Origin of the sequence: Methylocella sp. CPCC 101449 (assembly GCF_031921685.1) — a bacterium.
GTDB lineage: Bacteria > Pseudomonadota > Alphaproteobacteria > Rhizobiales > Beijerinckiaceae > Terripilifer.
In genome coordinates, this window is record NZ_JAPDHU010000003.1 from 721,380 (window position 1) to 742,555 (window position 21,176).

The 21,176-nt window shown below is 61.4% G+C and carries 25 protein-coding genes and 1 tRNA gene; 13 read left to right on the forward strand and 13 right to left on the reverse strand.

Annotation, left to right across the window (positions count from 1 at the left end; all coding sequences use genetic code 11):
• Positions 1 to 62: 62 nt before the first annotated feature.
• Positions 63 to 152, reverse strand: coding sequence for a K(+)-transporting ATPase subunit F (locus OIM99_RS23575; protein ID WP_311852926.1), 90 nt, complete (start codon positions 150 to 152; stop codon positions 63 to 65).
• Between the two features lie 446 nt (positions 153 to 598).
• Between OIM99_RS23575 and OIM99_RS23580 the strand changes: the two genes are divergently transcribed.
• The 3 genes from OIM99_RS23580 (at position 599) to dapA (ending at position 2,257) form a co-directional block, all read left to right on the forward strand.
• Positions 599 to 895 (forward strand): hypothetical protein, encoded by a 297-nt coding sequence (locus OIM99_RS23580; RefSeq protein WP_311852927.1) that lies wholly within the window; start codon positions 599 to 601, stop codon positions 893 to 895.
• Positions 896 to 938: 43 nt separating this feature from the next.
• On the forward strand, positions 939 to 1,208 hold the full coding sequence (locus OIM99_RS23585) for a hypothetical protein (protein WP_311852928.1): 270 nt from the start codon (positions 939 to 941) through the stop codon (positions 1,206 to 1,208).
• A gap of 74 nt (positions 1,209 to 1,282) precedes the next feature.
• Positions 1,283 to 2,257 carry a 4-hydroxy-tetrahydrodipicolinate synthase gene (gene dapA / locus OIM99_RS23590; protein WP_311852929.1) on the forward strand — a complete coding sequence of 325 codons (975 nt, stop codon included), beginning with the start codon at positions 1,283 to 1,285 and terminating at the stop codon, positions 2,255 to 2,257.
• Here dapA and OIM99_RS23595 read toward each other — a convergent pair.
• Positions 2,208 to 2,900, reverse strand: coding sequence for a fumarylacetoacetate hydrolase family protein (locus OIM99_RS23595; RefSeq protein WP_311852930.1), 693 nt, complete (start codon positions 2,898 to 2,900; stop codon positions 2,208 to 2,210). The two genes, dapA and OIM99_RS23595, sit on opposite strands and share 50 nt — an antisense overlap.
• Before the next feature lie 326 nt (positions 2,901 to 3,226).
• On the opposite strand from OIM99_RS23595, the gene OIM99_RS23600 reads away from it, so the two are divergent.
• A complete protein-coding gene (locus OIM99_RS23600) occupies positions 3,227 to 3,412 on the forward strand; it encodes a hypothetical protein (protein ID WP_311852931.1) in 186 nt (61 codons plus the stop codon).
• Between the two features lie 144 nt (positions 3,413 to 3,556).
• On the opposite strand, the gene OIM99_RS23605 is transcribed toward OIM99_RS23600, so the two are convergent.
• From OIM99_RS23605 to OIM99_RS23610, 3 genes are all read right to left on the reverse strand, one after another.
• On the reverse strand, positions 3,557 to 4,171 hold the full coding sequence (locus tag OIM99_RS23605) for a L,D-transpeptidase family protein (RefSeq protein ID WP_311853161.1): 615 nt from the start codon (positions 4,169 to 4,171) through the stop codon (positions 3,557 to 3,559).
• Between the two features lie 15 nt (positions 4,172 to 4,186).
• The gene (locus OIM99_RS27900; protein ID WP_409371555.1) at positions 4,187 to 4,498 is read right to left on the reverse strand and encodes a DUF1153 domain-containing protein; all 312 of its coding nucleotides are present in this window, start codon (positions 4,496 to 4,498) and stop codon (positions 4,187 to 4,189) included.
• Between the two features lie 188 nt (positions 4,499 to 4,686).
• A tRNA-Leu gene (locus OIM99_RS23610) sits at positions 4,687 to 4,771 on the reverse strand.
• A 170-nt stretch (positions 4,772 to 4,941) separates the two neighbouring features.
• Here OIM99_RS23610 and OIM99_RS23615 point away from each other — a divergent pair.
• Positions 4,942 to 5,919 (forward strand): tripartite tricarboxylate transporter substrate binding protein, encoded by a 978-nt coding sequence (locus OIM99_RS23615; RefSeq protein ID WP_311852932.1) that lies wholly within the window; start codon positions 4,942 to 4,944, stop codon positions 5,917 to 5,919.
• A 38-nt stretch (positions 5,920 to 5,957) separates the two neighbouring features.
• On the opposite strand, the gene gpt is transcribed toward OIM99_RS23615, so the two are convergent.
• The 8 genes from gpt to OIM99_RS23655 form a co-directional block, all read right to left on the reverse strand.
• Positions 5,958 to 6,452 carry a xanthine phosphoribosyltransferase gene (gpt, locus tag OIM99_RS23620; protein ID WP_311852933.1) on the reverse strand — a complete coding sequence of 165 codons (495 nt, stop codon included), beginning with the start codon at positions 6,450 to 6,452 and terminating at the stop codon, positions 5,958 to 5,960.
• 10 nt (positions 6,453 to 6,462) lie between these two features.
• Complete coding sequence (locus OIM99_RS23625) at positions 6,463 to 7,221, reverse strand: molybdopterin-binding protein (protein ID WP_311852934.1); 759 nt, start codon at positions 7,219 to 7,221, stop codon at positions 6,463 to 6,465.
• A gap of 121 nt (positions 7,222 to 7,342) precedes the next feature.
• Positions 7,343 to 7,954 carry a L,D-transpeptidase gene (locus OIM99_RS23630; RefSeq protein WP_311852935.1) on the reverse strand — a complete coding sequence of 204 codons (612 nt, stop codon included), beginning with the start codon at positions 7,952 to 7,954 and terminating at the stop codon, positions 7,343 to 7,345.
• A gap of 108 nt (positions 7,955 to 8,062) precedes the next feature.
• The gene (locus tag OIM99_RS23635; RefSeq protein ID WP_311852936.1) at positions 8,063 to 9,001 is read right to left on the reverse strand and encodes a MoxR family ATPase; all 939 of its coding nucleotides are present in this window, start codon (positions 8,999 to 9,001) and stop codon (positions 8,063 to 8,065) included.
• A gap of 139 nt (positions 9,002 to 9,140) precedes the next feature.
• Positions 9,141 to 9,944: a xanthine dehydrogenase family protein subunit M gene (locus OIM99_RS23640; protein WP_311852937.1), complete on the reverse strand. Its 804-nt coding sequence runs from the start codon at positions 9,942 to 9,944 to the stop codon at positions 9,141 to 9,143.
• Between the two features lie 54 nt (positions 9,945 to 9,998).
• On the reverse strand, positions 9,999 to 12,365 hold the full coding sequence (locus OIM99_RS23645; protein WP_311852938.1) for a xanthine dehydrogenase family protein molybdopterin-binding subunit: 2,367 nt from the start codon (positions 12,363 to 12,365) through the stop codon (positions 9,999 to 10,001).
• A gap of 126 nt (positions 12,366 to 12,491) precedes the next feature.
• Positions 12,492 to 12,962: a (2Fe-2S)-binding protein gene (locus OIM99_RS23650; protein ID WP_311852939.1), complete on the reverse strand. Its 471-nt coding sequence runs from the start codon at positions 12,960 to 12,962 to the stop codon at positions 12,492 to 12,494.
• A 184-nt stretch (positions 12,963 to 13,146) separates the two neighbouring features.
• Positions 13,147 to 13,599 carry a CoxG family protein gene (locus OIM99_RS23655; protein WP_311852940.1) on the reverse strand — a complete coding sequence of 151 codons (453 nt, stop codon included), beginning with the start codon at positions 13,597 to 13,599 and terminating at the stop codon, positions 13,147 to 13,149.
• A 267-nt stretch (positions 13,600 to 13,866) separates the two neighbouring features.
• Between OIM99_RS23655 and pcaD the strand changes: the two genes are divergently transcribed.
• From pcaD to OIM99_RS23695, 8 genes are all read left to right on the forward strand, one after another.
• Positions 13,867 to 15,009 carry a 3-oxoadipate enol-lactonase gene (pcaD, locus tag OIM99_RS23660; RefSeq protein WP_311853162.1) on the forward strand — a complete coding sequence of 381 codons (1,143 nt, stop codon included), beginning with the start codon at positions 13,867 to 13,869 and terminating at the stop codon, positions 15,007 to 15,009.
• A complete protein-coding gene (locus OIM99_RS23665) occupies positions 15,009 to 15,389 on the forward strand; it encodes a carboxymuconolactone decarboxylase family protein (RefSeq protein ID WP_311852941.1) in 381 nt (126 codons plus the stop codon). Before pcaD ends, OIM99_RS23665 begins: the two co-directional genes overlap by 1 nt.
• 31 nt (positions 15,390 to 15,420) lie before the next feature.
• Positions 15,421 to 16,338 (forward strand): ABC transporter permease subunit, encoded by a 918-nt coding sequence (locus OIM99_RS23670; RefSeq protein WP_311852942.1) that lies wholly within the window; start codon positions 15,421 to 15,423, stop codon positions 16,336 to 16,338.
• A gap of 4 nt (positions 16,339 to 16,342) precedes the next feature.
• Complete coding sequence (gene livM / locus OIM99_RS23675; protein ID WP_311852943.1) at positions 16,343 to 17,893, forward strand: high-affinity branched-chain amino acid ABC transporter permease LivM; 1,551 nt, start codon at positions 16,343 to 16,345, stop codon at positions 17,891 to 17,893.
• Positions 17,893 to 18,789, forward strand: a complete 897-nt coding sequence (locus OIM99_RS23680) for an ATP-binding cassette domain-containing protein (protein WP_311852944.1) — start codon at positions 17,893 to 17,895, stop codon at positions 18,787 to 18,789. Before livM ends, OIM99_RS23680 begins: the two co-directional genes overlap by 1 nt.
• Positions 18,786 to 19,505 carry an ABC transporter ATP-binding protein gene (locus OIM99_RS23685; RefSeq protein ID WP_311852945.1) on the forward strand — a complete coding sequence of 240 codons (720 nt, stop codon included), beginning with the start codon at positions 18,786 to 18,788 and terminating at the stop codon, positions 19,503 to 19,505. The genes OIM99_RS23680 and OIM99_RS23685 overlap by 4 nt, the downstream gene beginning before the upstream one ends.
• Positions 19,505 to 19,891: a DUF6867 family protein gene (locus OIM99_RS23690; protein ID WP_311852946.1), complete on the forward strand. Its 387-nt coding sequence runs from the start codon at positions 19,505 to 19,507 to the stop codon at positions 19,889 to 19,891. Before OIM99_RS23685 ends, OIM99_RS23690 begins: the two co-directional genes overlap by 1 nt.
• A 109-nt stretch (positions 19,892 to 20,000) precedes the next feature.
• Complete coding sequence (locus OIM99_RS23695) at positions 20,001 to 21,131, forward strand: branched-chain amino acid ABC transporter substrate-binding protein (RefSeq protein ID WP_311852947.1); 1,131 nt, start codon at positions 20,001 to 20,003, stop codon at positions 21,129 to 21,131.
• Positions 21,132 to 21,176 lie beyond the last annotated feature (45 nt).

Below are 21,176 nucleotides of genomic sequence, written 5' to 3' on the forward strand. Positions count from 1 at the left end.
GTCGTGCGCCTTCAGGTATTGGGAGATTTCGCCCGAAAAATCGATCGCTCAGATTTCGCGCATTAAAAGCGTTCGGGCCGCAGCAACGCATAGGTCAGATAGACCAAGAGTCCGATGGAGATGATTGCCGCGAGTACGTAATCAATGATCATGATCACTCTCCGATCAAAGCCATTCGCACGCGTAGGCATAGCCCACTGCCAGGGCAAAGAAGCCCAGGCCGAGGATCAACATGACGGCGTCCAACATGAGATGCTCCTAGCAACACTCGTTCAGCCAGGGATCGCGACACTCAGGCTCGCGCATTCGCGATGGAAAGTTCTGATCAAAGGCGCGGCTGAGGTGCCACTTCGCCCATATGTTTTCCAGATGATCGACGCGACGACGTTATAGGAATCTTATAAAGACGGCTCGCCGCTTATGTCTAAGATATTGATATTATATATTTAATTTAGAGGCGCAAATGTAGCCGTTCGGCGTCTTGCAGGCATGTTTTTCCGCGATACGTGCCCGGCGCCATCAAGAAACCGGGATCACTGGGCGGGTCCTTATATAACGACCGGCCATATCACCTCGATTTTATATATCGCATTGCCGTATGGCAGCAGCAGCAAACCAGAGCCGCACAGCAAGAGTTCAAACGGTGATTGTGCATGTATCTCCTCACGACGCCGATCGGATCAATCGCGAGATTTTCGATGCTTTTGTCGGCGCGGTCGTTCCCGTCATCCGGCACTACATCGCTCATCGCACCAGCGATCCCAAGGAGATCGCCGAATTGTTGAATCAGCGCGGCATCCCCTGTTGCGGTCAATCAAAATGGACCGGGACATTCGTCCGCATGATCCTGACGCGGGACAAACCCGCTCCTTGTTCAATCAAGGCGGTCCGGTAGAGATGAACACCTCATCGGCCGAAAGTATTAAGGCATAGCGACGATGACCGATCTGGATCATCTGTCCAAGGCAACCATTGGACGCTTCTTCCTTAAGATCAGCATATCCGCGCTTCTCGCGTTCATTGGTCATGCCGAGAACTATCCCAGATCGATGGCGGTATGGGTCGGGCTCTATTCATTTTTCGCCATCGTTTATGCGCTCAAGGATGGCCAGAGATTTTTGTCGCATCATTTCAACTATTGGGATGAGGCCTTGTGGCTCGCGCTTTCCGCTCTCGCGCTGAAAATGGCCAGTGGCCTTATGGCTTAATCGGCGCGATTTACCCTCCAACATCGACAGCATCAGAAATGAAGAAATCTTCTGTTCGCAGTGAGGACCACCAGATGAGGTTCGAGAACGATGAACGGGCGCGTATCAACGGCGTATTCACCGAACTCATTACACCTTTCAAGAATGGCATGATCGATCACACCGTACTGGAAGCGATGATCGAATGGCAGATCGGCGAAGGCATCCAGGGATTGGTCCCCTGCGGGACCGCCGGTGAAGTGCCCACTCTGTCGTGCGAGGAACACATCGCCGTCATTCGACGATGCATAGAAATCTCCGCCGGCCGTCGGCCTATTGTCGCCGGCACAGGCACGAACAACACCCAGTCGACAATCGACCTAACGGCAACGGCGAAATCTCTGGGCGCCGACGCTGTTCTCCTGACCACGCCCTATTACAATCGGCCGAACCAGGAGGGGCTTTTTCGGCATTTCGAAGCCGTCGCCCGAACCGTCGATATACCGATCATCATCCAAAACGTACCTTCGCGATCGGGCATCGACCTGTCGCTTGAAACCCTGAAACGTCTCGCAAGCCTGCCGACGGTCATCGGCATAGCCGATACGACCGGCGATCTATCGCGGCCTTTTGCCGTGTCTCACCTTCTCGGCGATCGCTTCATCCAATTGTCCGGTCATGACGCGACATCCCTGGGATTCAGCTTGTTGGGCGGTCGGGGCGCCATTTCCGCCATCGCCAATATCGCGCCCAAAACGATTGTCGAGATGCAAACGGCCTGCCGTGTGGGCGACATGGAACGCGCCAAGTCCATCGAAAGCCGGATCCGCCCTCTCATCGCCGCGCTTGATCTCGAGCCCAGCCCGGCGCCTATCAAATTCGCCTTGCATTTGCTGCGCGGCATGAGTCCGCAGGCGCGCCTGCCGCTCATCCCCGTCTCCGCTCATACAGCTCTGGCCATAGAAGCCGCTCTGTCCAAGCTCATCGATGCCGACAGCCCGCTCGGTCTGGCGGGCGTCTTCAATCAAACCGGCACGAAACCTCGCCAATTCCCGCAAACTCTACCGTGAGCCGTTGGCCCGGAAGCACCTGCAGAATCGGACCGAAGGACCCTGTGGCGACGATGTCGCCGGCACTGATCCGCCTGTCCTGCCGCGCGAGTTCGCGCGCCAACCAAGCGACAGCCTCAAGCGGGTGGCCGAGCACGGCATCGCCCCTCGCGGAGATCATCCGCTTGCCGTCGATACGCGCGATCATTTGCACCTGATCCAAAGCGTCACGGTCGAAATCCATCGACATGGGACCACAGATGGTTGCGACGTGAAGCCCGAAATCGGCGATGGTAGCAAGTTCGGGATTTGACGCGGGCCGTGTGCGGCGGCCGAGCAGGCCAATCGTCGGCCAGCAGGTCACGACAGCCGCTGAAATCGCGTCTCGATTGATTGCGGCGCCTTCCCCCTGAAGCGTCGCGCCGATGGCAAAGGCCAGTTCGCATTGCGCACCGATCATGCCCTGGGGCAGGACCATGCGATTGCCGTCGATATGGTAAGCCTTGCTCGGAAGCGGTGCATAGATGGGCCGCCGCACGCCCAGCATCCGCTGACAGACCGGACTGGTGCCGACCAAAGTATAACCGACGAAGTCCTCGTCATATTCGTCAAGGGCAGCGGCTTGAATCGCTTGGGCTTCTGCTTCCGACTGGATATCGTCCAACGGCAAATCCGAAATGCGTCCGATCCTGCGATTGGCAGACAGAGCCAAAGCGAGGTCTTCAAGATGAGTGGTTTGCATGTCGCACACTCCTGATCTCGCCAGCAACGAGTCTTTCGGGCGCAAGTCAAATAAAAAAACGCTTATAGCCGCCCGCTTATGCAACGTTCGGAGCGCATTTCTGACAATCCTATTTTTACGCTCCCCGCTTCCCATCGAAAGAATATGCGTTCGCCGCTAGATGATGAACGGTCATGGTGAGCGCTCGCATTCATCGACGATCGCAATGTGTGGCGGCCTCGACACCACGCTTGGTGGAGTGAACAAACATGCTCAAGCATCCGAGTAGAGACCTCTTCGCTCATGCCCATCCGACGAATGCCAGGCTCGTCCGCACGCTCCATCCCTTGCATTCACTAGGCCATGCGATTTTCGCGCCTGGTCAGTTGGGCATTCTGCTGCGCCTCTGCGGCGTGATCGTGGCGATCACGGGAATGGCCGCGATCCTTGGTTAAAAGAATTCGTCGAATAGAAAGCAAAGAAAGGTACAGGTTATGGAAATCCAATCTCAAGAAGAAGCCCGCCCTCCCTCGCGACGCGATCGCTTTACGGTCGGCCGCGACGCGGAAGGACACTGGATCGTTTGCGATAGCGAATGTCTAATTGGAGGATTGTTCGTCAATAAGGAAGCGGCACTTCACTTTGCCATTCATGAAAGCGAGAGGACAGCCGATAGCGTCTGCTGCGCGGCTGACAACGAAATTCTGCGATTGGGAAACATCTTCTGAAGTGGCGATCGTCGCAGGAAGGCCGGGCGCTCCCTGTCTCATTTCGTCGGTCGGATACCAACGCGGCCATTTGGCTTTACGGCCGACAGTTGCCGTTCCCTGCCAAGATTTTCCGGCGGCCCCAACGGCAACCCCATAGCGAAGCGCGCGATTGCGATCGACAACCAGAAAGAGCTGCTTCTGTTGCGTGTCCACAACGACCGTTCCCGCTCCTTCTCCCGTGGTGTTTTCAACTTCCGCCGGGCGGTATCGCTCTTCAAATCGAGCGCGGTCGACAATACGAACGACAAACGGCTCGTCGCCATATCGACCGTCACCGACAGTGCTCTTTGGCGGATCGTGGGGAGCGCATGAGGCGGACAGCAGCGATATCGCAACGGCGACGACGAGCCCCCGCGCTGCCCCTTGCGTATCGCCAACCGGCTTTGCATTGGTCTTGGCAAGGCCTTTCCAACGCCAGACGCATTCACTGGCAACTGCACGCATAAACATCATGGTGAACTAGATATCGACATTTAACCTAGGCAGCCAGAGTCGCCGCTTCGGTTGACGACGGCGGCGTTTTCCCGGCGAGGCGATGGAGTAGGCTTTCAAGCCATCCAATCCGCTCTCGGCGTACCTCTCGCTCCATTCGCGTATTTCTTCCGCGCTGACATGGTAGAGTGTCTCCGCATCCTTCAAAGAGAGAGTGTTCAGAAGCAGTGCTCTGATGAGAAGCGCCTTACGACGAGGGCTCCACCTTAAAGACGCACTGGATTCAAGATCGAGATTGCGAATGAATCGTAAGCCTGCGCTCGTTGAATTGCCGCTCACGTGCTTAGGCCTACGATCCAGTTCGCTCAGTCCGCCGCTGGCTATGGATGTTAGCTAACTCAGAACGGCCTGGCCCGCATCACCGATGAGTTTGCCGAATGTCCGCGTCTGTTAGCAGATTGCACCGGCGGCTTGGGCGCCCCCTCAAGCCTCGATACCGGTCCAACGGCAGGTTTTGATCGGAAAAATGGTGCGGACGGCGGGGATCGAACCCGCACGGGAAAACCCGAGGGATTTTAAGTCCCTTGCGTCTACCAGTTTCGCCACGTCCGCGCGCCGCAACGCTTATCGCCGATGCGCCGTCAGGGCAAGGCGATAGGCCACGACAGCAGGCAAAATGCCGCGGAAAGCGGCATGGTTGTCTGACCGCAACCGCGCTGCTAGCCTTTCGGGATGTCTGCCGCGGCGCACCTCAGGTGCGCTTGGACTGCGAAGGATTCTCCGTGCCGTTCAAATCTCTTTTCGCCGCTCTCAGCCTCGCTGCCGCTTTCGTCCAGCCTGTTTCCGCGCAGAATTGGCCGGCACGGCCGATCACCATGATCGTGCCCTTCGGTGCCGGCGGCAGCGCCGATGTGGTTGGCCGGCTCATCGGCCAGAAACTCAGCGAGAAACTCGGCCAGAGCATCCTCATCGAGAATGTCTCCGGCGCCGGCGGCCTCATCGGCACCCAGCGCGCGGCGCGCGCCGAGCCTGACGGCTATACGATCCTCATCGGCGTCGAAAGCACGATGGCGATCGCCAAACTGATCCAGCCGAATGTCGTGCAATATGACGGGCTGAACGACTTCCAGCCGGTCGCCCTCATCGGCACCTCACCCATCGCCGTTCTGGCGCGCAAGGATTTTCCAGCGTCGACGACCGACGAACTTCTGAAACTGCTGCGCGCCAATCCCGGCAAATATAGTTTCGCCACCTCGGGCGTCGGCTCGTCGCTACATCTCGCCGGTGAATTGATCAGCCTCGAAGGCAAGGCGCCGATGACGCACCTGCCCTATCGCGTCGGCAGCCAGGTCATCACCGATCTCGCCGCCGGCCATATCGATCTTGCCGTCCTGACATTGGTGACGGCTTTACCGCCGCTGCGTTCGGATCAAATCAAGTCCTTCGGCATCACCAGCAGGGAAGCATCGCCGTTGACGCCGGAATTGAAACCAATGGCCGATCATCCCGATCTGAAGAAGGTCGATGTCTCGACCTGGTTCGGCCTGTTCGCGCCGGCGCGCACTGATCCCGCGATCGTCGAACGCCTCAACCGCGAGACCAACAGCCTGCTCGCCGATCCGGCCATGCGCGCGCGCCTCGCCGACCTCAGCGTTCAGGCGGTGAATGGCGACACACCGGCGGCGTTCAAAAGCTTTCTCGCCAGCGAAATCGAGAAATATGGCGCCATCGTCAAGGCGGCGAACATCAAGCTGGAATGAAGCGACTGCCTAAGCCGTCGTTGCAATAATGGAAGCGTTTAAGCCCCTACCTTGTTGATCGGCGGCTGGAACGCGAGGCCCGTATCCCAAGGGAAGAAAATCCAGGTGTCCTGCGACACTTCGGTGATGAAGGTGTCGACCATCGGCCGGCCCTGCGGCTTGGCATAAACCGTGGCGAAATGCGCTTTCGGCAGCATGTCGCGCACCAGTTTCGCGGTGGCGCCCGTATCGACCAGATCGTCGATGACAAGCACGCGCGCACCTTCCGCATCACCAACAACTTCCTTGGCGATGGATTTGATGACTTGCAACGAGCCCTGCTTGTTCTCGTGCGAATAGCTTGAGATGCAGACCGTCTCGATGGTGCGAATGTTCAGCTCGCGCGCCACCACGGCCGCCGGCACCAATCCGCCGCGGGTGACGCAGACGATGGCATCGAACGGGCCAGCACCGTTCAGCCGCCAAGCCAGCGCCCGCGCATCGCGATGAAACTGATCCCAGGATACAGGAAAGGCTTTTTGTGCTTCGCTCATCGTCGATATCCTAAAGGCCGCGCGCGGCTTTCAATTCTTCAATCATCAGCCGCACGGCGGCAACCGCCTCGGCCAGAAGGGCCGGATCCTTGCTGCGCACGACGATCTGGTTGCTGAAGCCGCCACCCGACGTGTTGAAATGCGGATAGGAGCCGATGGACGTCTGCGGAAAGCGCTTCTGGATCTCGCCGAGCGCCGAGCCATAAGCGCCCTCGGGCAGTCCCGCTTCCAAAGTCTCCGACAGCATTTTGGCGCCGGTCTGCAAGGTCGGTCCGATGACGTCGAGCATCGCCTGCATGATGCGCGGCACGCCAGCCATCACGAAGACATTGCCCATGCGAAAGCCCGGCGCCGCCGACACCGCATTGGCGACCAGTTCCGCGCCTTGCGGAATGCGGCACATGCGCAGCCGCGCCTCGTTCAAATCCTCGCGCTTGAGCCGCGTCAGCAGCATATCGACGGCGCGCTGATCGACATCGATCGGCACGCCAAAGGCCTTGGCGACGCTGTCGGCGGTGATGTCGTCATGGGTCGGACCGATGCCGCCCGTGGTGAAGAGATAGGTGTAGCGCGTGCGCAGCGCATTGACCGCGGCGACGATCTCGGCCTCTTCATCCGGCACGACCCGGACTTCCTTGAGGTCGACCCCGATCAGGGTCATGTAATCGGCGATATAGCCGATATTGGCATCCTTGGTCCGGCCGGACAGGATTTCGTCGCCGATGACGAGGATGGCGGCGGTGATGGCTTGGTTTGGCGCTGCGGTCATTTGGCTCTCCGCCGAGGTTTTAAGAAGCGGGAAGCGCTCCTGGCAAGCGGAAATGGCGTTAAAACGGCAAAGGCCCGGCGCGGGCCGGGCCATGTCCACAAGTTGACCGGAAAAGTCAGGGTCAGAGCACGACCACCGAGGCCCCCACCGAAATGCGGCTGTAGAGGTCGGTCACGTCCTCGTTGAGCATCCGGATACAGCCCGAGGAGACCGCCTGACCGATGGTCGAGGGCTCATTGGTGCCGTGGATCCGGTACATCAGGTCGCGCTTGCCGCTGTAGAGATACATGGCGCGGGCGCCGAGCGGATTGTCGATGCCGCCTTCCATGAATTTCGGCAGGTCGGGGCGACGCTTGAGCATGGCTGCAGGCGGCACCCATGACGGCCATTCCGCCTTGCGGCCGACATGGGCCGCGCCCTTCCACTCGAAGCCCGGGCGGCCAACGCCGATGCCGTAGCGCAGGGCCCGGCCGTCGGCGAGCGACAGGTAAAGATAGCGGTTTTCCGTATCGACCGTGATCGTGCCCGGCCGCGCACCCGTGGGATCGGCCATGACTTCGCGGGTCGTACGCGGCGTTTCGCGGCCGAGCGCCAGTTGTTCGCCAAGGGCGGCAACACGCACCCGCGCGTCATTGCGGAAAAAAGAAGCGGATGACTCGTCCTGGGCGAAAGCCGGAGCGGCGAAGCCAGCGACGACAAGAGCGGCAGCGATGATCGAGCGAGAGAAACGCATGAAACCCTCCAAAACCATGTGATGGCGTGACATCGCATGGCAGGGACGGCCTCGGTGTGCGCTTCGGCACAGGGCGAAAAAGCCGGAAACTCAACCTTAAGAGATCGGCTAAACCCGCATTTCCGTGCGCATGTCGGCCAGAAGCTGCTCGGTCTGGCCGCCCATTTTCTCGATATCGTCCTGGTATTTCAGCAGCACGCCGAGGGTGTCGTTGACCACGCGGGGGTCAAGCGCCGTCGTATCGAGTTCCGACAGAGCGCTCGCCCAATCGAGGGTTTCGGCAACGCCTGGCTGTTTGAACAGATCCTGCTTGCGCAGGTGCTGCACGAAGCCGACGATTTCCTTGCTCAGTTTCGCCGGTGCATCAGGCACTTTCGCGCGCACGATCTTCAACTCGCGTTCGGCATCGGGATAGCCGACCCAGTGATAGAGACAGCGCCGCTTCAGCGCGTCATGGATTTCGCGCGTGCGGTTCGAGGTGATGACGACGATGGGAGGCGCTTCCGCCTTCACCGTGCCGAGTTCGGGAATGGTGATCTGAAAGTCCGACAGCACTTCGAGCAGGAACGCTTCGAAAGCCTCATCGGTGCGATCGAGTTCGTCGATCAGCAAGACGGGCGGGCCTTCGGCGGCCGGCTCCAAAGCCTGCAACAGCGGCCGCTTGACCAGATAGCGCTCGGAGAACACGTCACCCTCGAGCCGCGCCCGATCGGTCTCGCCGGAAGCTTCCGCCAGGCGGATCGCCATCATCTGCGCCGCGTAATTCCATTCATAGACCGCCGAGGCGATATCGAGCCCCTCGTAGCATTGCAGGCGGATCAGCCGGCGGCCGAGTGAAGATGCCAGCACTTTGGCGATCTCGGTCTTGCCGACGCCAGCCTCTCCTTCGAGGAACAAGGGCCGGCCCATTTTCAGCGACAGAAACAGCACCGTCGCCAAGGACCGGTCGGAAACATAATCGGCCCCGGTGAGAAGCGCGAGCGTGTCATCGATCGAAGCGGGAAGTTGGCGCGGGTCACGCGCGGTGGTTTTCGCTGATTTGGCCATGGCGTCTTGCTGATGGTGTCTTAACGAGTGCGCCGTGGGGCACGGCGAGAAACGGGCTTGTGGAAATGCCGATGGCCGGGACAGGCCCGGCCATCGCACGTGTCTTAATTTAGCGCCCCGGGGGCGGCCGATCCATCCCTTATTTCGCGTTCGCCTTGGCGACGGCGCGACGCGCCATCACGCCGATCAAATGGGCGCGATAGGCCGCATCGGCATGAATGTCGGAATTGAGCCCTTCGGCCTTGGCGCTGACGCCTTCCAGCGACTTCACATGGAACTTCGCCGTCAGCGCCGCCTCGAAATTGGACGGACGGAACACGCCGTTCGAGCCCGCACCCGTCACCGCCACGCGCACATCCTTGCCTTTCTTGGCGACGAAGACGCCGACGATGGCATAGCGCGAGGCCGGATTGCGGAACTTCTCGTAGGCCGCCTTGTTGGGGACCGGGAACGAGATCTTGGTGATCAGCTCGCCCTCTTCCAGCGCCGTCTCGAACAGACCGGTGAAGAATTCATCGGCCGGGATCTTGCGCTTGTTGGTGATGATGGTCGCGTTCAGCGCCAGACAGGCGGACGGATAATCCGCCGCCGGATCGTTGTTGGCGACCGAGCCACCCATCGTGCCGCGATTGCGCACCGCCGGATCGCCGATCATGCCGGCGAGATCGGCAAGCGCCGGGATCTTTTCCTTGACCAGCTCCGAAGTGGCCACATCGAAATGCCGCGTCATCGCGCCGATGACCAGATTGCGGCCCTTCATCTCGATGCCCTTGAGGTCGGCGGCACCCGACAGATCGATCAGCGCGCCAGGCGAAGCCAGCCGCTGCTTCATCGTCGGCAGCAAGGTCTGCCCGCCGGCGAGGAATTTGGCATCCTCGTTCTTGCTGATCAGGTTGACCGCTTTGCGTCCGGTTTCAGCCCGGCTGTAGTTGAATGCGTACATACTCGTCTCCCTTGAAGGGTGGGCCGGCCTTTCGGCGCGGCAAGTTCGGGCCGCCTATTGCGCAGCCTTTCGGGTAATCGATTTTTGCGCCAACCGCCAGACCGCCTGCGGCGTCGCCGGCATGGGCACGTTTTCAGTGCCCAGGGCATCGGTGATGGCATTGATCAGCGCCGGCGGCGCGGCGATCGCACCCGCCTCACCGCAGCCCTTGATCCCCAGCGGGTTGGACGGGCATGGCGTCTGCGTCATGCCGACCTGATAGGAGGGCAGATCGTCGGCGCGCGGCATGCAATAGTCCATGAAGCTCGCGGTGACGAGCTGGCCCTTGGCATCGTAGACGGCGTTTTCGCACATCGCCTGGCCGATGCCTTGGGCAATGCCGCCATGCACCTGACCCTCGACGATCATCGGATTGATGACATTGCCGAAGTCGTCGACCGCGCTCCAACGCTCGATATGGGTGATGCCCGTCTCGGGGTCGATCTCGACTTCGCAGATATGCACGCCGGCCGGAAAGGTGAAATTAGTCGGATCCCAGAAGGCGCTTTCCTTCAGGCCCGGCTCCAATTCCTGACCGTTGAACTTGTGGGCGATATAGGCCTGCAAGGCGACGGCGCCGAAGTCCATCGACTTGTCGGTGCCGCGCACGGTGAACTTGCCGTCCTTGAACTCGATGTCCTTCTCGGAAGCTTCCATGCAGAAGCCCGCGACTTTCTTGGCCTTCGCCTCGATCTTCTCGAGCGCCTTGACGATGGCGCTCATGCCGACGGCGCCCGAGCGCGAGCCATAGGTGCCCATGCCCATCTGCACTTTGTCGGTATCGCCGTGGACGATCGACACCGCATCGAGCGGGATGCCCAAGCGATCGGAGACCAACTGTGCGAAGGTCGTCTCGTGGCCCTGGCCGTGCGAGTGCGAGCCGGTGAGAATTTCCACGGTGCCGATCGGGTTGACGCGCACTTCGGCGGATTCCCAAAGGCCAACGCCGGCACCGAGCGAACCGACAGCCGCCGACGGCGCGATGCCGCAGGCTTCGATGTAAGCGGAAATGCCGATGCCCCGCAGCTTGCCGTGCCGTTCGGACTCGGCCTTGCGCTTGCCGATGTTTTTGTAATCGGCCATCTCCATCGCCTTCTGCAGCGAGGCGTCATAATTGCCCGCGTCATAGGCCATGATCACCGGCGTCTGATGCGGGAATTTGGTGATGAAATTCTTCTGGCGGAATTTCGCCGGATCGACGTGGGTTTCGCGCGCCGCGACTTCAACCAATCGCTCGACCACATAGGTCGCTTCCGGACGGCCGGCACCGCGATAGGCATCGACCGGTGCCGTATTGGTGTAGATGCCGTCGACCTCCGCATAGATGGCGGGAATGTCGTATTGGCCCGATAGCAGCGGCGCATAGAGATAGGTCGGCACCGACGACGAGAAGGTCGACAGATAAGCGCCGAGATTGGCGAGCGTGTGCACGCGCAGGCCGGTAATGCGGCCGCTCTCGTCAATGGCGAGTTCCGCATGGGTCAGATGATCACGGCCGTGCGCATCGCAGAGGAAAGCCTCGGTACGATCGGCGGTCCATTTCACCGGCCGGCCGACTTTCTTCGCCGCCCAGACGCAGACCACTTCTTCCGCATAGATGAAAATCTTCGAGCCGAAACCGCCGCCGACGTCAGGCGCGATGACGCGCAGCTTGTTCTCCGGCGCCACGCCAATGAAAGCGGAAATGACGAGCCGCGCCACATGCGGATTCTGGCTCGTCGTATAGAGCGTGAAGGATTCGGTGCCCGGCTCGTAGTCGCCGACGGCGGCGCGCGTTTCCATCGGATTGGGCACGAGCCGGTTGTTGACGATGTCGAGCTTGGTGACGTGTTTGGCCTTGGCGAAGGCGGCGTCCGTCGCCGCCTTGTCGCCGAGATGCCAGTTGTAGACGGTATTGTTATCGGCCACGTCATGAATGACCGGCGCGCCCTTCTTGGTGGCGGCATTCATATCGACGACCGCCGGCAGCACCTCGTAATCGACCTCGACCTTTTCGGCCGCGTCGCGGGCTTCCGCCAGGCTCTCGGCGATGACCACGGCGACATGGTCGCCGACATAGCGCACCTTGCCCTGGGCGAGCGCGGGATGGGCGCCCGCCTTCATCGGCGAACCGTCCTTGGAGTGGATCATCCAGCCGCAGATGAGCCCGCCGACCTTGTCGGCGGCGATATCGTCACCGGTCAGGATGGCCAGCACGCCCGGCATTTTCGCCGCCGCGTTGCTGTCGATCTTGCGGATGTTCGCATGGGCGTGCGGCGAGCGCACGAAGAACGCATAGCCCTGCCCCGGCCGGTTGACGTCGTCGGTATACTGACCACGACCGGTGATGAAACGCAGGTCCTCCTTGCGGCGGACGGAGGCTCCGATACCCGTTGCACTCATTGGCTGGCTCCCGGAAACGAAGTGCTGATGCCCGACCGGGGCGGCATATCCTGTCCCGGTCGATCGTTCCGCGGATCGGCGCGCACAGCGCCGGTCCGTACTCCCTCCCTGCCGTTTCGGCCGTTCTTACTTCGCCATGGCTTCGGCGCCGGCGGCCACCGCTTTGACGATGTTGTGATAGCCGGTGCAACGGCAGATATTGCCTTCGAGCTCGTGCCGGATGGTCTGTTCGTCGAGCTTATTGCCCTTGCGATGGACGATGTCGACGGCGGTCATGATCATGCCCGGCGTACAGAAACCACATTGCAGGCCGTGATTTTCGCGGAAAGCTTCCTGCATCGGGTGCAGCTTGCCGTCCTGGGCGAGGCCCTCGATCGTCGTCACGGTGGAACCCTCATGCGACAGCGCCAGCGTGGTGCAGGACTTGATCGCCGATCCGTTGACGTGGACGACGCAGCAGCCGCACTGGCTGGTGTCGCAGCCGACATGGGTACCCGTGAGACGCAGGGTTTCGCGCAGGAACTGCACCAGCAGCGTGCGGGAATCGACGTTGCCGGATACGGCCTTGCCGTTCACCGTCATGGAAACCTTTGGCATTCTTTCCTCCTGAAAACACGAACCGGCGGCACGCCCGGCAGGGCACACCCCTGGTGCGCCCTCATTATTGCGACTAACCCCGGCGCACCCCCGGTGCGCCCCTGATATTGCGAATAATTCCAAATACTCTGTTCCGCCAGCCCGCTGCGGTCAAGACGGCCAATGGACTGACGGGACGGGGAATTTAGCCGCGGGCCACGACCTCGGCGAATTTGGCGAAAAAGGAATCGGCGTTCTTCTTGGCGACACCGTCGATCAGCCGCCCGCCGAGTTGGGCGAGCTTGCCGCCCACATTGGCCTCCACGTCATATCCCAGGATCGTGCCGCCGCCGGGGGCGTCGGTCAGCGCCACGCGCGCGCCACCCTTGGCGAAACCGGCGACGCCGCCCTCGCCCTGGCCGCTGATCTTATAGCCGTTCGGCGGGTCGAGATCGGTGAGTTCCACATTGCCTTTGAAGGTGGCGCTGACGGGGCCGACCTTGATTTTCGCGGTCGCCGAAAACGAGGTGTCGCTGGTTTTCTCGAGGGCCTGGCAGCCCGGGATGCATTCCTTCAGCACCGCCGGATCATTGAGCTTTTCCCAAACAGTCTGCTTGCTCGCGGGGAGGGTGACCTCCCCCTTCATCGTCATCGCCATTGTCTTGTCCTCGCTTGCGCAGGCGGTTTATCCCGCGGACCGGACGGCAAAGTCCAGCCGTTTCCCCCCGCGGGTCTACCAGTTTTGACGCCCTGATCAATAGTTGCGCCCGGCGATCAGGGACGCTATGCCGGCATAACAACCGATAACAGAAGCGATTTTTGACGCCACGACAGAATAGGGGCATGGCCAATGGCGCGGATGCAGGTCGGTACAGGGGAGTTCAACGTCGTAGTCGAAGGCGCCGACGGCGCGCCCGCCGTGCTGATGTCCAATTCGCTCGGCACCAATCTGCATATGTGGGATGATCAGATGGACGCGCTGAAACAGCGTTTCCGCGTCATCCGCTACGATTCGCGCGGCCACGGGCAGAGTGTCGCCGACGAAGGTCCTTATACGATAGAGCAATTGTCGCAGGACGCCCTGGCCATCCTCGACGCGCTCAACGTCAAACAGGCCCATTATATCGGCCTCTCAATGGGCGGCATGGTGGGCATGTGGCTGCTCACCCACGCGCCGCAGCGGATCGGCCGCGCCGTGCTCGCCAACACAGGCGCCTATCTCGGCGGTCCGGATCTGTGGAATGCCCGCATCCGCACGGCCAAATCCGAAGGGCTCGCAGCCCTGACGGCTGCGACGATGGACCGCTGGTTCACCCGTGAATTCCAGGAACGTTCCCCCCAGGCGGTCGAGCGTGTTGCCCAGATGTTCCGGGCGACGTCGCCGGAAGGCTATGCCGCCTGCGCCGCCGCGATCCGCGACATGGACCAGCGCGAGAGCATCCGCGCCATCACCAATCCGGTGCTCGTCATCGTTGGCACCCATGATCCGGCCACCCCGCCGACCATGGGCGGCCTGATCGCCGATCACATCAAGGGCTCGCGCCTGCTGGCCCTCGAAGCCGCCCATCTGTCGAATATCGAGGCCTCCAACAGTTTCAATCGGGCGATCCTGTCCTTCCTGAGCGCGGCGGACCACAAATCGGCGCCAACCGAAACGACCGCGCCCGCCAAACCCAAAGAAAAGACCAAGCAAAAAAGCAAAAACGAAACGAAGGCCGCCGCCAAACCGGCAGAGGCCCCGAGCGCGAAAACCGCCGCGCCGAAACCGGTCGAGAAATCCACCGCAAAAACTGGTCAATCTGCTGCCAAGAAAAGCGGCAAGAAGAACGCTCAGAAGGCAGCCGCAAAAAAAACGGCGTCCCAAAAGAGCGTGAAGAAGACGGCGAGCAAAGCGGCTAAAAAATCTGCCAAGAAAAAATCTGGCACGAAAACAGCCGTGAAGAAGAAAATCGGGACGGCCACTAAGAAGGCCTCGAAAAAAGCAGCCAAGAAAAAAGCAGCTAAGACAGTGGCAAAGAAAGCTGTGAAGAAGGCAGCCAAGAAGAAATCGGGACGGAAATCGCGCTGATGGATGACAAAGAACGGTATGAAAAGGGAATGCAGACCCGGCGCGCCGTGCTGGGCGATGCCTATGTGGATGCCGCGGTGGCGCGCATCGACGATTTCACCCGTGAATTTCAGGACTATATCGTCCGCACCGCCTGGGGCGACCCTTGGCAGCGGCCGGGGCTTGACCGCAAGATGCGGTCCGTGGTCGTGCTCAGTGTCACGCTTTCGCTGGGCCACTGGGACGAGTTCCGCCTGCATTTGCGAGGCGCACTCAACAACGGCATTACCAAAGACGAGATCAAGGAAATCCTGATGCACTGCGCAGCCTATGCCGGAATCCCCGCCGCCAACCACGCAGTCCGCGAGGCGCAGCAGGTCTTCAGGGATTTAGGCGTCTAGCAGTCGCGTCGCAGAGAAGGGCTGCAGCGCGATGTGGGCTAATTTCCTCGAACAACTGATCAACGGCATCACCCTCGGCTCGATCTACGGCCTGATCGCCATCGGCTATACGATGGTGTTTGGCATCATCGGCATGGTCAATTTCGCCCATGGCGATTTGTTCATGCTCTCGGCCTTCATCGCTCTGATCCTGTTTCTGGCGCTGACCCAATTGGTCGGCCTGTCGTCGATCTATGTGGCGATGTTCATCGTCCTGCTTGTGGCGATGCTGATCACATCGCTCTGGAATTGGAGCATCGAACGATTGGCCTACCGGCCGTTGCGCGGCTCCTTCCGCCTCGCGCCGCTCATCTCGGCCATCGGCATGTCGATCTTCCTGGCGAATTTCGCCCAGGTTGCCCAGGGCCCGCAGGTCAAGCCGCTGCCGCCGATGTTCAACGAGATGATCCTGCTTCCCGTCGGCGATGGCGGCCTGATGATCGCGTATAAGAAATTCGTCATCGTCGCCGTCACCGTCATCCTGCTCACCGGCTTCTGGTATCTGGTGCAGAAAACCCCGCTCGGCCGCGCCCAGCGCGCCGTCGAACAGGACCGCCGTATGGCCTCTTTGCTCGGCATAGACGTCGACCGCACGGTGTCGATCACCTTCATCATGGGTGCGGCGCTCGCCGCCGTCGCCGGCACGCTCTATCTCGTCTACTACGGCGTCGTCAGTTTCTCCGACGGTTTCATTCCCGGCGTGAAGGCTTTCACCGCCGCCGTGCTTGGCGGCATCGGCTCGATCCCCGGCGCCGTGCTCGGCGGCCTGTTGATCGGCCTGATCGAAACCCTGTGGGCCGCCTATGTCTCGAACGACTACAAAAACGTCGCGGCTTTCTCCGTCCTCATCGTCGTGTTGATCTTCATGCCTTCCGGCCTGCTCGGCAAACCGGAAGTCGAGAAGGTCTGAGCGCATGCAGGATGCCAAACGCGCCCGCGGCGCCACCCCCCTGACCCAAAAGCCTTCCCAGGAAGAACCATCCCGCCTCACGCGCGCCCTGCGCGACGCGACCCTCGTCGGCCTCGTCACCGCCGGCCTCTGCTTCCCCATGATCGCTTTGCGCGCCGAAGCGGACATGACCAATCATCTGGTGCTGCTGCAGCGCTGGGAATGGCTCATCGGGGCGGCAATCGCCATGTTCGCCTTCCGCTTCGCGGCATCGATGCTGAACACGGGGCTTGGACGCACGCTCGCGGTGATCGGCATCGCTCTGCTCTTGTTCGTCGCCGGCCATGGCTATTTCACGGCCTTTCCGTCGACGACCACCACTGTCTTCTGCCTGATCGCCGGCGTCGTTGCGCTGATCGCGGCCGTCGCGATCGATCGGGTCGATTTCGATGGCGCGGGCGAGCGCATCTCGATCAAGCCGCCGCAAGGCACCGGCACGGTCATTGCGATTTTCGCCCTGGCGGCCGCCCTCGCCTTTCCGCTGGTGATGAACAACTGGCTCGGGCCGCAAGGCTCGCTCAAGTGGATCAACAATTACGGCATCCAGATCCTGATCTTCGTCATGCTCGGCTGGGGGCTCAACATCGTCGTCGGTCTCGCCGGCCTGCTCGATCTGGGTTACGTCGCCTTCTACGCGGTCGGCTGCTATGCCTATGCGCTGCTTGCCACCAAATTCGGCCTGTCGTTTTGGATCTGCCTGCCGCTCGCCGGCATTCTCGCCGCCTTCTGGGGCATCCTGCTCGGCTTCCCGGTGTTGCGCCTGCGCGGCGACTATCTCGCCATCGTCACATTGGCCTTCGGCGAGATCATCAATATCGTCCTGACCAATTGGATCGACCTCACCAATGGCGAGGCCGGCATCCCCTCGATCCCTCGCGTCACCTTCTTCGGCATTCCCTTCACCGCCGGCGACGACGGCTTTGCCGCGCGCTTCGACCTGGAATTCTCGCCGATCCATCGCACGATCTTCCTGTTCTATCTGATCCTGGTTCTGGCGCTGATCACCAATTTCATCACCTTGCGCCTGCGCCGCCTGCCTGTGGGACGCGCCTGGGAAGCCTTGCGCGAGGACGAGATCGCCTGCCGCTCGCTGGGCATCAACACCACCAACGTCAAGCTCACCGCCTTCGCGCTGGGCGCCATGTTCGGCGGCTTCGCCGGCGCGTTCTTTGCCGTGCGGCAGGGCTTCGTCAATCCGAACTCTTTCACCTTCATCGAGTCCGCCAGCATTCTCGCCATCGTCGTTCTCGGCGGCATGGGCTCGCAGATCGGCGTGGCGCTCGCTGCCGCCGTCATGGTCGGCGGCACGGAAGCGCTGCGCGAACTCGACTTCCTCAAAACCCTGTTCGGTGGCCAGTTCGATCCGAACCAATATCGCATGCTGATTTTCGGCTTCGCCATGGTCTTGATGATGATCTGGAAACCGCGAGGTTTGATCTCGACGCGAACGCCTTCGATCTTCTTGAAACAGCGCAAAGCCATCGCCGGCGATCTGGTGAAGGAAGGTCACGGCTGATGCGCTGGTTGAGTGACCCCGTCCTCACCGTCGACGGCCTGAGCATGCAGTTCGGCGGCATTCGCGCCGTCAGCAATCTGTCCTTTGCCGCCGGCCGCGGCGACATCACCGCCATCATCGGCCCCAATGGCGCCGGCAAGACGACGGTGTTCAACTGCATCACCGGCTTCTACAAGCCAACCTCCGGCCGCCTCGCCTTCACCCGCGAGGGACAGACGGCGCGCGCCGACATCGAGGCGCTGACGCGTTCGCCGCGCCGCCACCGCCGCATGCCGAGCGGCGACATCTATCTCCTGGAACGCATGCCCGGCCACGACATCGCGAAGAAGGCGAAAGTGGCGCGCACCTTCCAGAACATCCGCCTGTTCGCTGGCATGACCGTGCTCGAAAACCTGATCGTCGCGCAACACAACACGCTGATGCGGGCGTCCGGCTTCTCGGTCACGGGCCTCGTCGCGCCGATGTTCTATCGTCCGCGCGAACGCGAGGCGGTCGATCGCGCCGCCTATTGGCTCGAGCGCATCAACCTCATCGATCGTGCCGACGATCCCGCCGGCGACCTGCCCTATGGCGACCAGCGCCGGCTGGAAATCGCCCGCGCCATGTGCATCGAGCCGGTCCTGCTCTGTCTCGACGAACCGGCCGCTGGCCTCAATCCGCGCGAATCCGCCGAGCTGACCCGCCTGCTGCGCGGCATCCGTGACGAACACAACGTGTCGATCCTCATCATCGAGCACGACATGAGCGTCATCATGAACATTTCCGACCATCTGGTCGTGCTCGACCATGGCGTGAAGATTTCCGATGGCGCGCCGGCCGAGGTGCGCGAAGACCCCAAGGTGATCGCCGCCTATCTCGGCACAGCCGACGAGGACGAACACGGAGGGCCGGCATGACCGCCCTGCTCGAACTCACCGGCATCGAATCTGGCTATGGCAAGATCATCGCGCTGAAGGGCGTCGACATGCATGTCGATCAAGGCGAGATCGTCACCCTGATCGGTGCCAACGGCGCCGGCAAATCGACCTTGATGATGACGATCTTCGGTTCGCCGCGCGCCCGCCGTGGCCGCATCGTCTACGACGGCCGCGACATCACCCAATTGCCGACCCATGACGTGGCCCGCCTCGGCATCGCCCAATCGCCGGAAGGCCGACGCATCTTCCCGCGCATGAGCGTCGAGGAAAATCTGCTGATGGGTGCCGCGCTCGGCGACCCAGCCAAACGCGCCGACGATCTCGAACGGATGTTCACCATTTTCCCGCGCCTCAAGGAGCGGCTGCACCAGCGCGGCGGCACCCTGTCCGGCGGCGAACAACAGATGCTCGCCATCGCCCGCGCCTTGATGACCCGGCCGCGCCTGCTGCTGCTCGACGAACCCTCCCTCGGCCTGGCGCCTTTGGTCGTGAAGCAGATTTTCGACGTCATCCGCGATCTCAACCGGCGCGACGGCCTGACCGTCTTCCTGGTCGAGCAGAACGCCTTCCATGCCCTGCGCCTGGCCCATCGCGCCTATGTCATGGTCAACGGCAATATTACCATGAGCGGCACCGGCGCCGACCTGTTGTCGCGGCCGGAAATCCGCGCCGCCTATCTCGAGGGAGGCCATTGATGGAAGGGCTTCTCTACGCGCCCTCGCCCTACGAGCCCTGGTCTTTTCTCGCCGTGACGGTGGTCATGGGCGGAGCCGCCGCCTGGGCCGCCGGCCGCATCCTGGCTTGGACCTGGCGCCCGCTCTGGCAGGTCGTGCCCTATGCCGTTCTGTTGGCCGGCGTTGTCGCCTTCCTGCATTATGTGCTGTTTCACGAAAACACCGTGCCGCTGGACAGGGTGATCGCCGCGGTCGGCGCGCAGGATGGGGCAGCCCTGGTCGACGCCCTGCGCTATTACGCGGTGATCCTGCTCGTCATCATTCTGTTCGCTCTCGCCGGCTACATCGTAACGCGCGCGCGACAGATGCGCCGGCAGTACGGGTTCCAAACCGACCCGTCGAAATGACGCCTGCTATATCCGAAGGTTTACTGATGACTTCATGCGCAATTCAGGGAAGTATTCACGCCGATGGCGTCGGGCGCAGACGACCACGGAACCGTCCGGAGGGACTTAAATGAAAAGAACATGGTTGGGACTCCTTGCCGCCGTCGCCACCACCCTGGTGGCCGTCGGTCCGGGACAGGCGCAGATCAAACTCGGCCTCGGCGGCCCCATCACCGGCGGCAGCGCCGTCTTCGGCTCGCAGATGAAGAACGGTGCCGAACAGGCGGTTGAGGACATCAACGCCGCCGGCGGCATCCTCGGCCAGAAGGTTCAACTGTTCCTCGGCGACGACGTCTCGCGGCCGGAACAGGGCGTGTCCGTCGCCAATAAGTTCGCTGGCGATGGCGTCAAATTCGTCGTCGGCCATTTCAATTCCGGCGTCTCGATCCCCGCCTCCGACGTCTATCAGGAGAACGGCATCCTGCAGATCACGCCGGCCTCGACCAATCCGGTCCTGACCGAGCGCAAGCTGACGAACGTCTTCCGCACCTGCGGCCGCGACGACCAGCAAGGCGCCGTCGGCGGCAAATACATTGCCCAGAACTTCAAGGGCAAAAAGGTCGCCGTCATCCACGACAAGACGCCCTATGGCAAAGGTCTCGCCGACGAGATCAAGAAGAACATGAACAGCGCCGGCGTCACCGAAGTTCTCTATGAAGGCGTCAACGTCGGCGAGAAGGATTTCTCCGCGCTCGTATCGAAGCTGCGCCAGCAGGGCATCGACCTGGTGGTGTGGGGTGGCCTCTATCCGGAAGGCGGCCTTTTGGTGCGCCAGATGCGCGACCAGGGCGTCAATGCCGTTCTGCTCGGCGGCGACGGCATCGCTTCGGCCGAATTCGGCGCCGTCGGCGGTCCTGGCGTCGAGGGCACCTTGATGACCTACGGCCCGGATCCGACCAAGCGCCCCAATGCGGCGGCCATCGTCAAGAAACTCATCGACAAGAAGATCAATCCGGAATCCTACACGCTCTACACCTATGCGGCGGTGCAGATCCTGCAGCAGGCGATGGAAGCGACCAAGACGACCGACCCGAAGAAGGTCGCCGAATATATGCATTCCGGCAAACCCTTCGACACGGTGATCGGCACCATCTCCTATGACGCCAAGGGCGACCGCACCGATTCCGACTATGTCATGTACATTTGGAAGAAGGCGGCCGACGGCAAGCTGATCTTCGAAGAGATGCAGAGCGCGCCGTAAGGCACGCTATATCCAAACGACAAAGGCCGGGCTTGCGTCCGGCCT

Excerpts from the sequence above, each read along its gene's own strand:
- OIM99_RS23670 (WP_311852942.1), top strand. The coding sequence starts at position 15,421 with ATGTGGGCTAATTTCCTCGAACAACTGATCAACGGCATCACCCTCGGC.
- OIM99_RS23640 (WP_311852937.1), bottom strand. The coding sequence starts at position 9,944 with ATGTACGCATTCAACTACAGCCGGGCTGAAACCGGACGCAAAGCGGTC.
- OIM99_RS23600 (WP_311852931.1), top strand. The coding sequence starts at position 3,227 with ATGCTCAAGCATCCGAGTAGAGACCTCTTCGCTCATGCCCATCCGACG.
- OIM99_RS23580 (WP_311852927.1), top strand. The coding sequence starts at position 599 with ATGGCAGCAGCAGCAAACCAGAGCCGCACAGCAAGAGTTCAAACGGTG.
- pcaD (WP_311853162.1), top strand. The coding sequence starts at position 13,867 with ATGTCCAATTCGCTCGGCACCAATCTGCATATGTGGGATGATCAGATG.
- OIM99_RS23685 (WP_311852945.1), top strand. The coding sequence starts at position 18,786 with ATGACCGCCCTGCTCGAACTCACCGGCATCGAATCTGGCTATGGCAAG.
- livM (WP_311852943.1), top strand. The coding sequence starts at position 16,343 with ATGCAGGATGCCAAACGCGCCCGCGGCGCCACCCCCCTGACCCAAAAG.
- OIM99_RS23645 (WP_311852938.1), bottom strand. The coding sequence starts at position 12,365 with ATGAGTGCAACGGGTATCGGAGCCTCCGTCCGCCGCAAGGAGGACCTG.
- OIM99_RS23695 (WP_311852947.1), top strand. The coding sequence starts at position 20,001 with ATGAAAAGAACATGGTTGGGACTCCTTGCCGCCGTCGCCACCACCCTG.
- OIM99_RS23575 (WP_311852926.1), bottom strand. The coding sequence starts at position 152 with ATGATCATTGATTACGTACTCGCGGCAATCATCTCCATCGGACTCTTG.
- OIM99_RS23665 (WP_311852941.1), top strand. The coding sequence starts at position 15,009 with ATGGATGACAAAGAACGGTATGAAAAGGGAATGCAGACCCGGCGCGCC.
- OIM99_RS23585 (WP_311852928.1), top strand. The coding sequence starts at position 939 with ATGACCGATCTGGATCATCTGTCCAAGGCAACCATTGGACGCTTCTTC.
- OIM99_RS23680 (WP_311852944.1), top strand. The coding sequence starts at position 17,893 with ATGCGCTGGTTGAGTGACCCCGTCCTCACCGTCGACGGCCTGAGCATG.
- OIM99_RS23630 (WP_311852935.1), bottom strand. The coding sequence starts at position 7,954 with ATGCGTTTCTCTCGCTCGATCATCGCTGCCGCTCTTGTCGTCGCTGGC.
- OIM99_RS23635 (WP_311852936.1), bottom strand. The coding sequence starts at position 9,001 with ATGGCCAAATCAGCGAAAACCACCGCGCGTGACCCGCGCCAACTTCCC.
- OIM99_RS23655 (WP_311852940.1), bottom strand. The coding sequence starts at position 13,599 with ATGGCGATGACGATGAAGGGGGAGGTCACCCTCCCCGCGAGCAAGCAG.
- dapA (WP_311852929.1), top strand. The coding sequence starts at position 1,283 with ATGAGGTTCGAGAACGATGAACGGGCGCGTATCAACGGCGTATTCACC.
- OIM99_RS23650 (WP_311852939.1), bottom strand. The coding sequence starts at position 12,962 with ATGCCAAAGGTTTCCATGACGGTGAACGGCAAGGCCGTATCCGGCAAC.
- gpt (WP_311852933.1), bottom strand. The coding sequence starts at position 6,452 with ATGAGCGAAGCACAAAAAGCCTTTCCTGTATCCTGGGATCAGTTTCAT.
- OIM99_RS23605 (WP_311853161.1), bottom strand. The coding sequence starts at position 4,171 with ATGCGTGCAGTTGCCAGTGAATGCGTCTGGCGTTGGAAAGGCCTTGCC.
- OIM99_RS23690 (WP_311852946.1), top strand. The coding sequence starts at position 19,505 with ATGGAAGGGCTTCTCTACGCGCCCTCGCCCTACGAGCCCTGGTCTTTT.
- OIM99_RS23625 (WP_311852934.1), bottom strand. The coding sequence starts at position 7,221 with ATGACCGCAGCGCCAAACCAAGCCATCACCGCCGCCATCCTCGTCATC.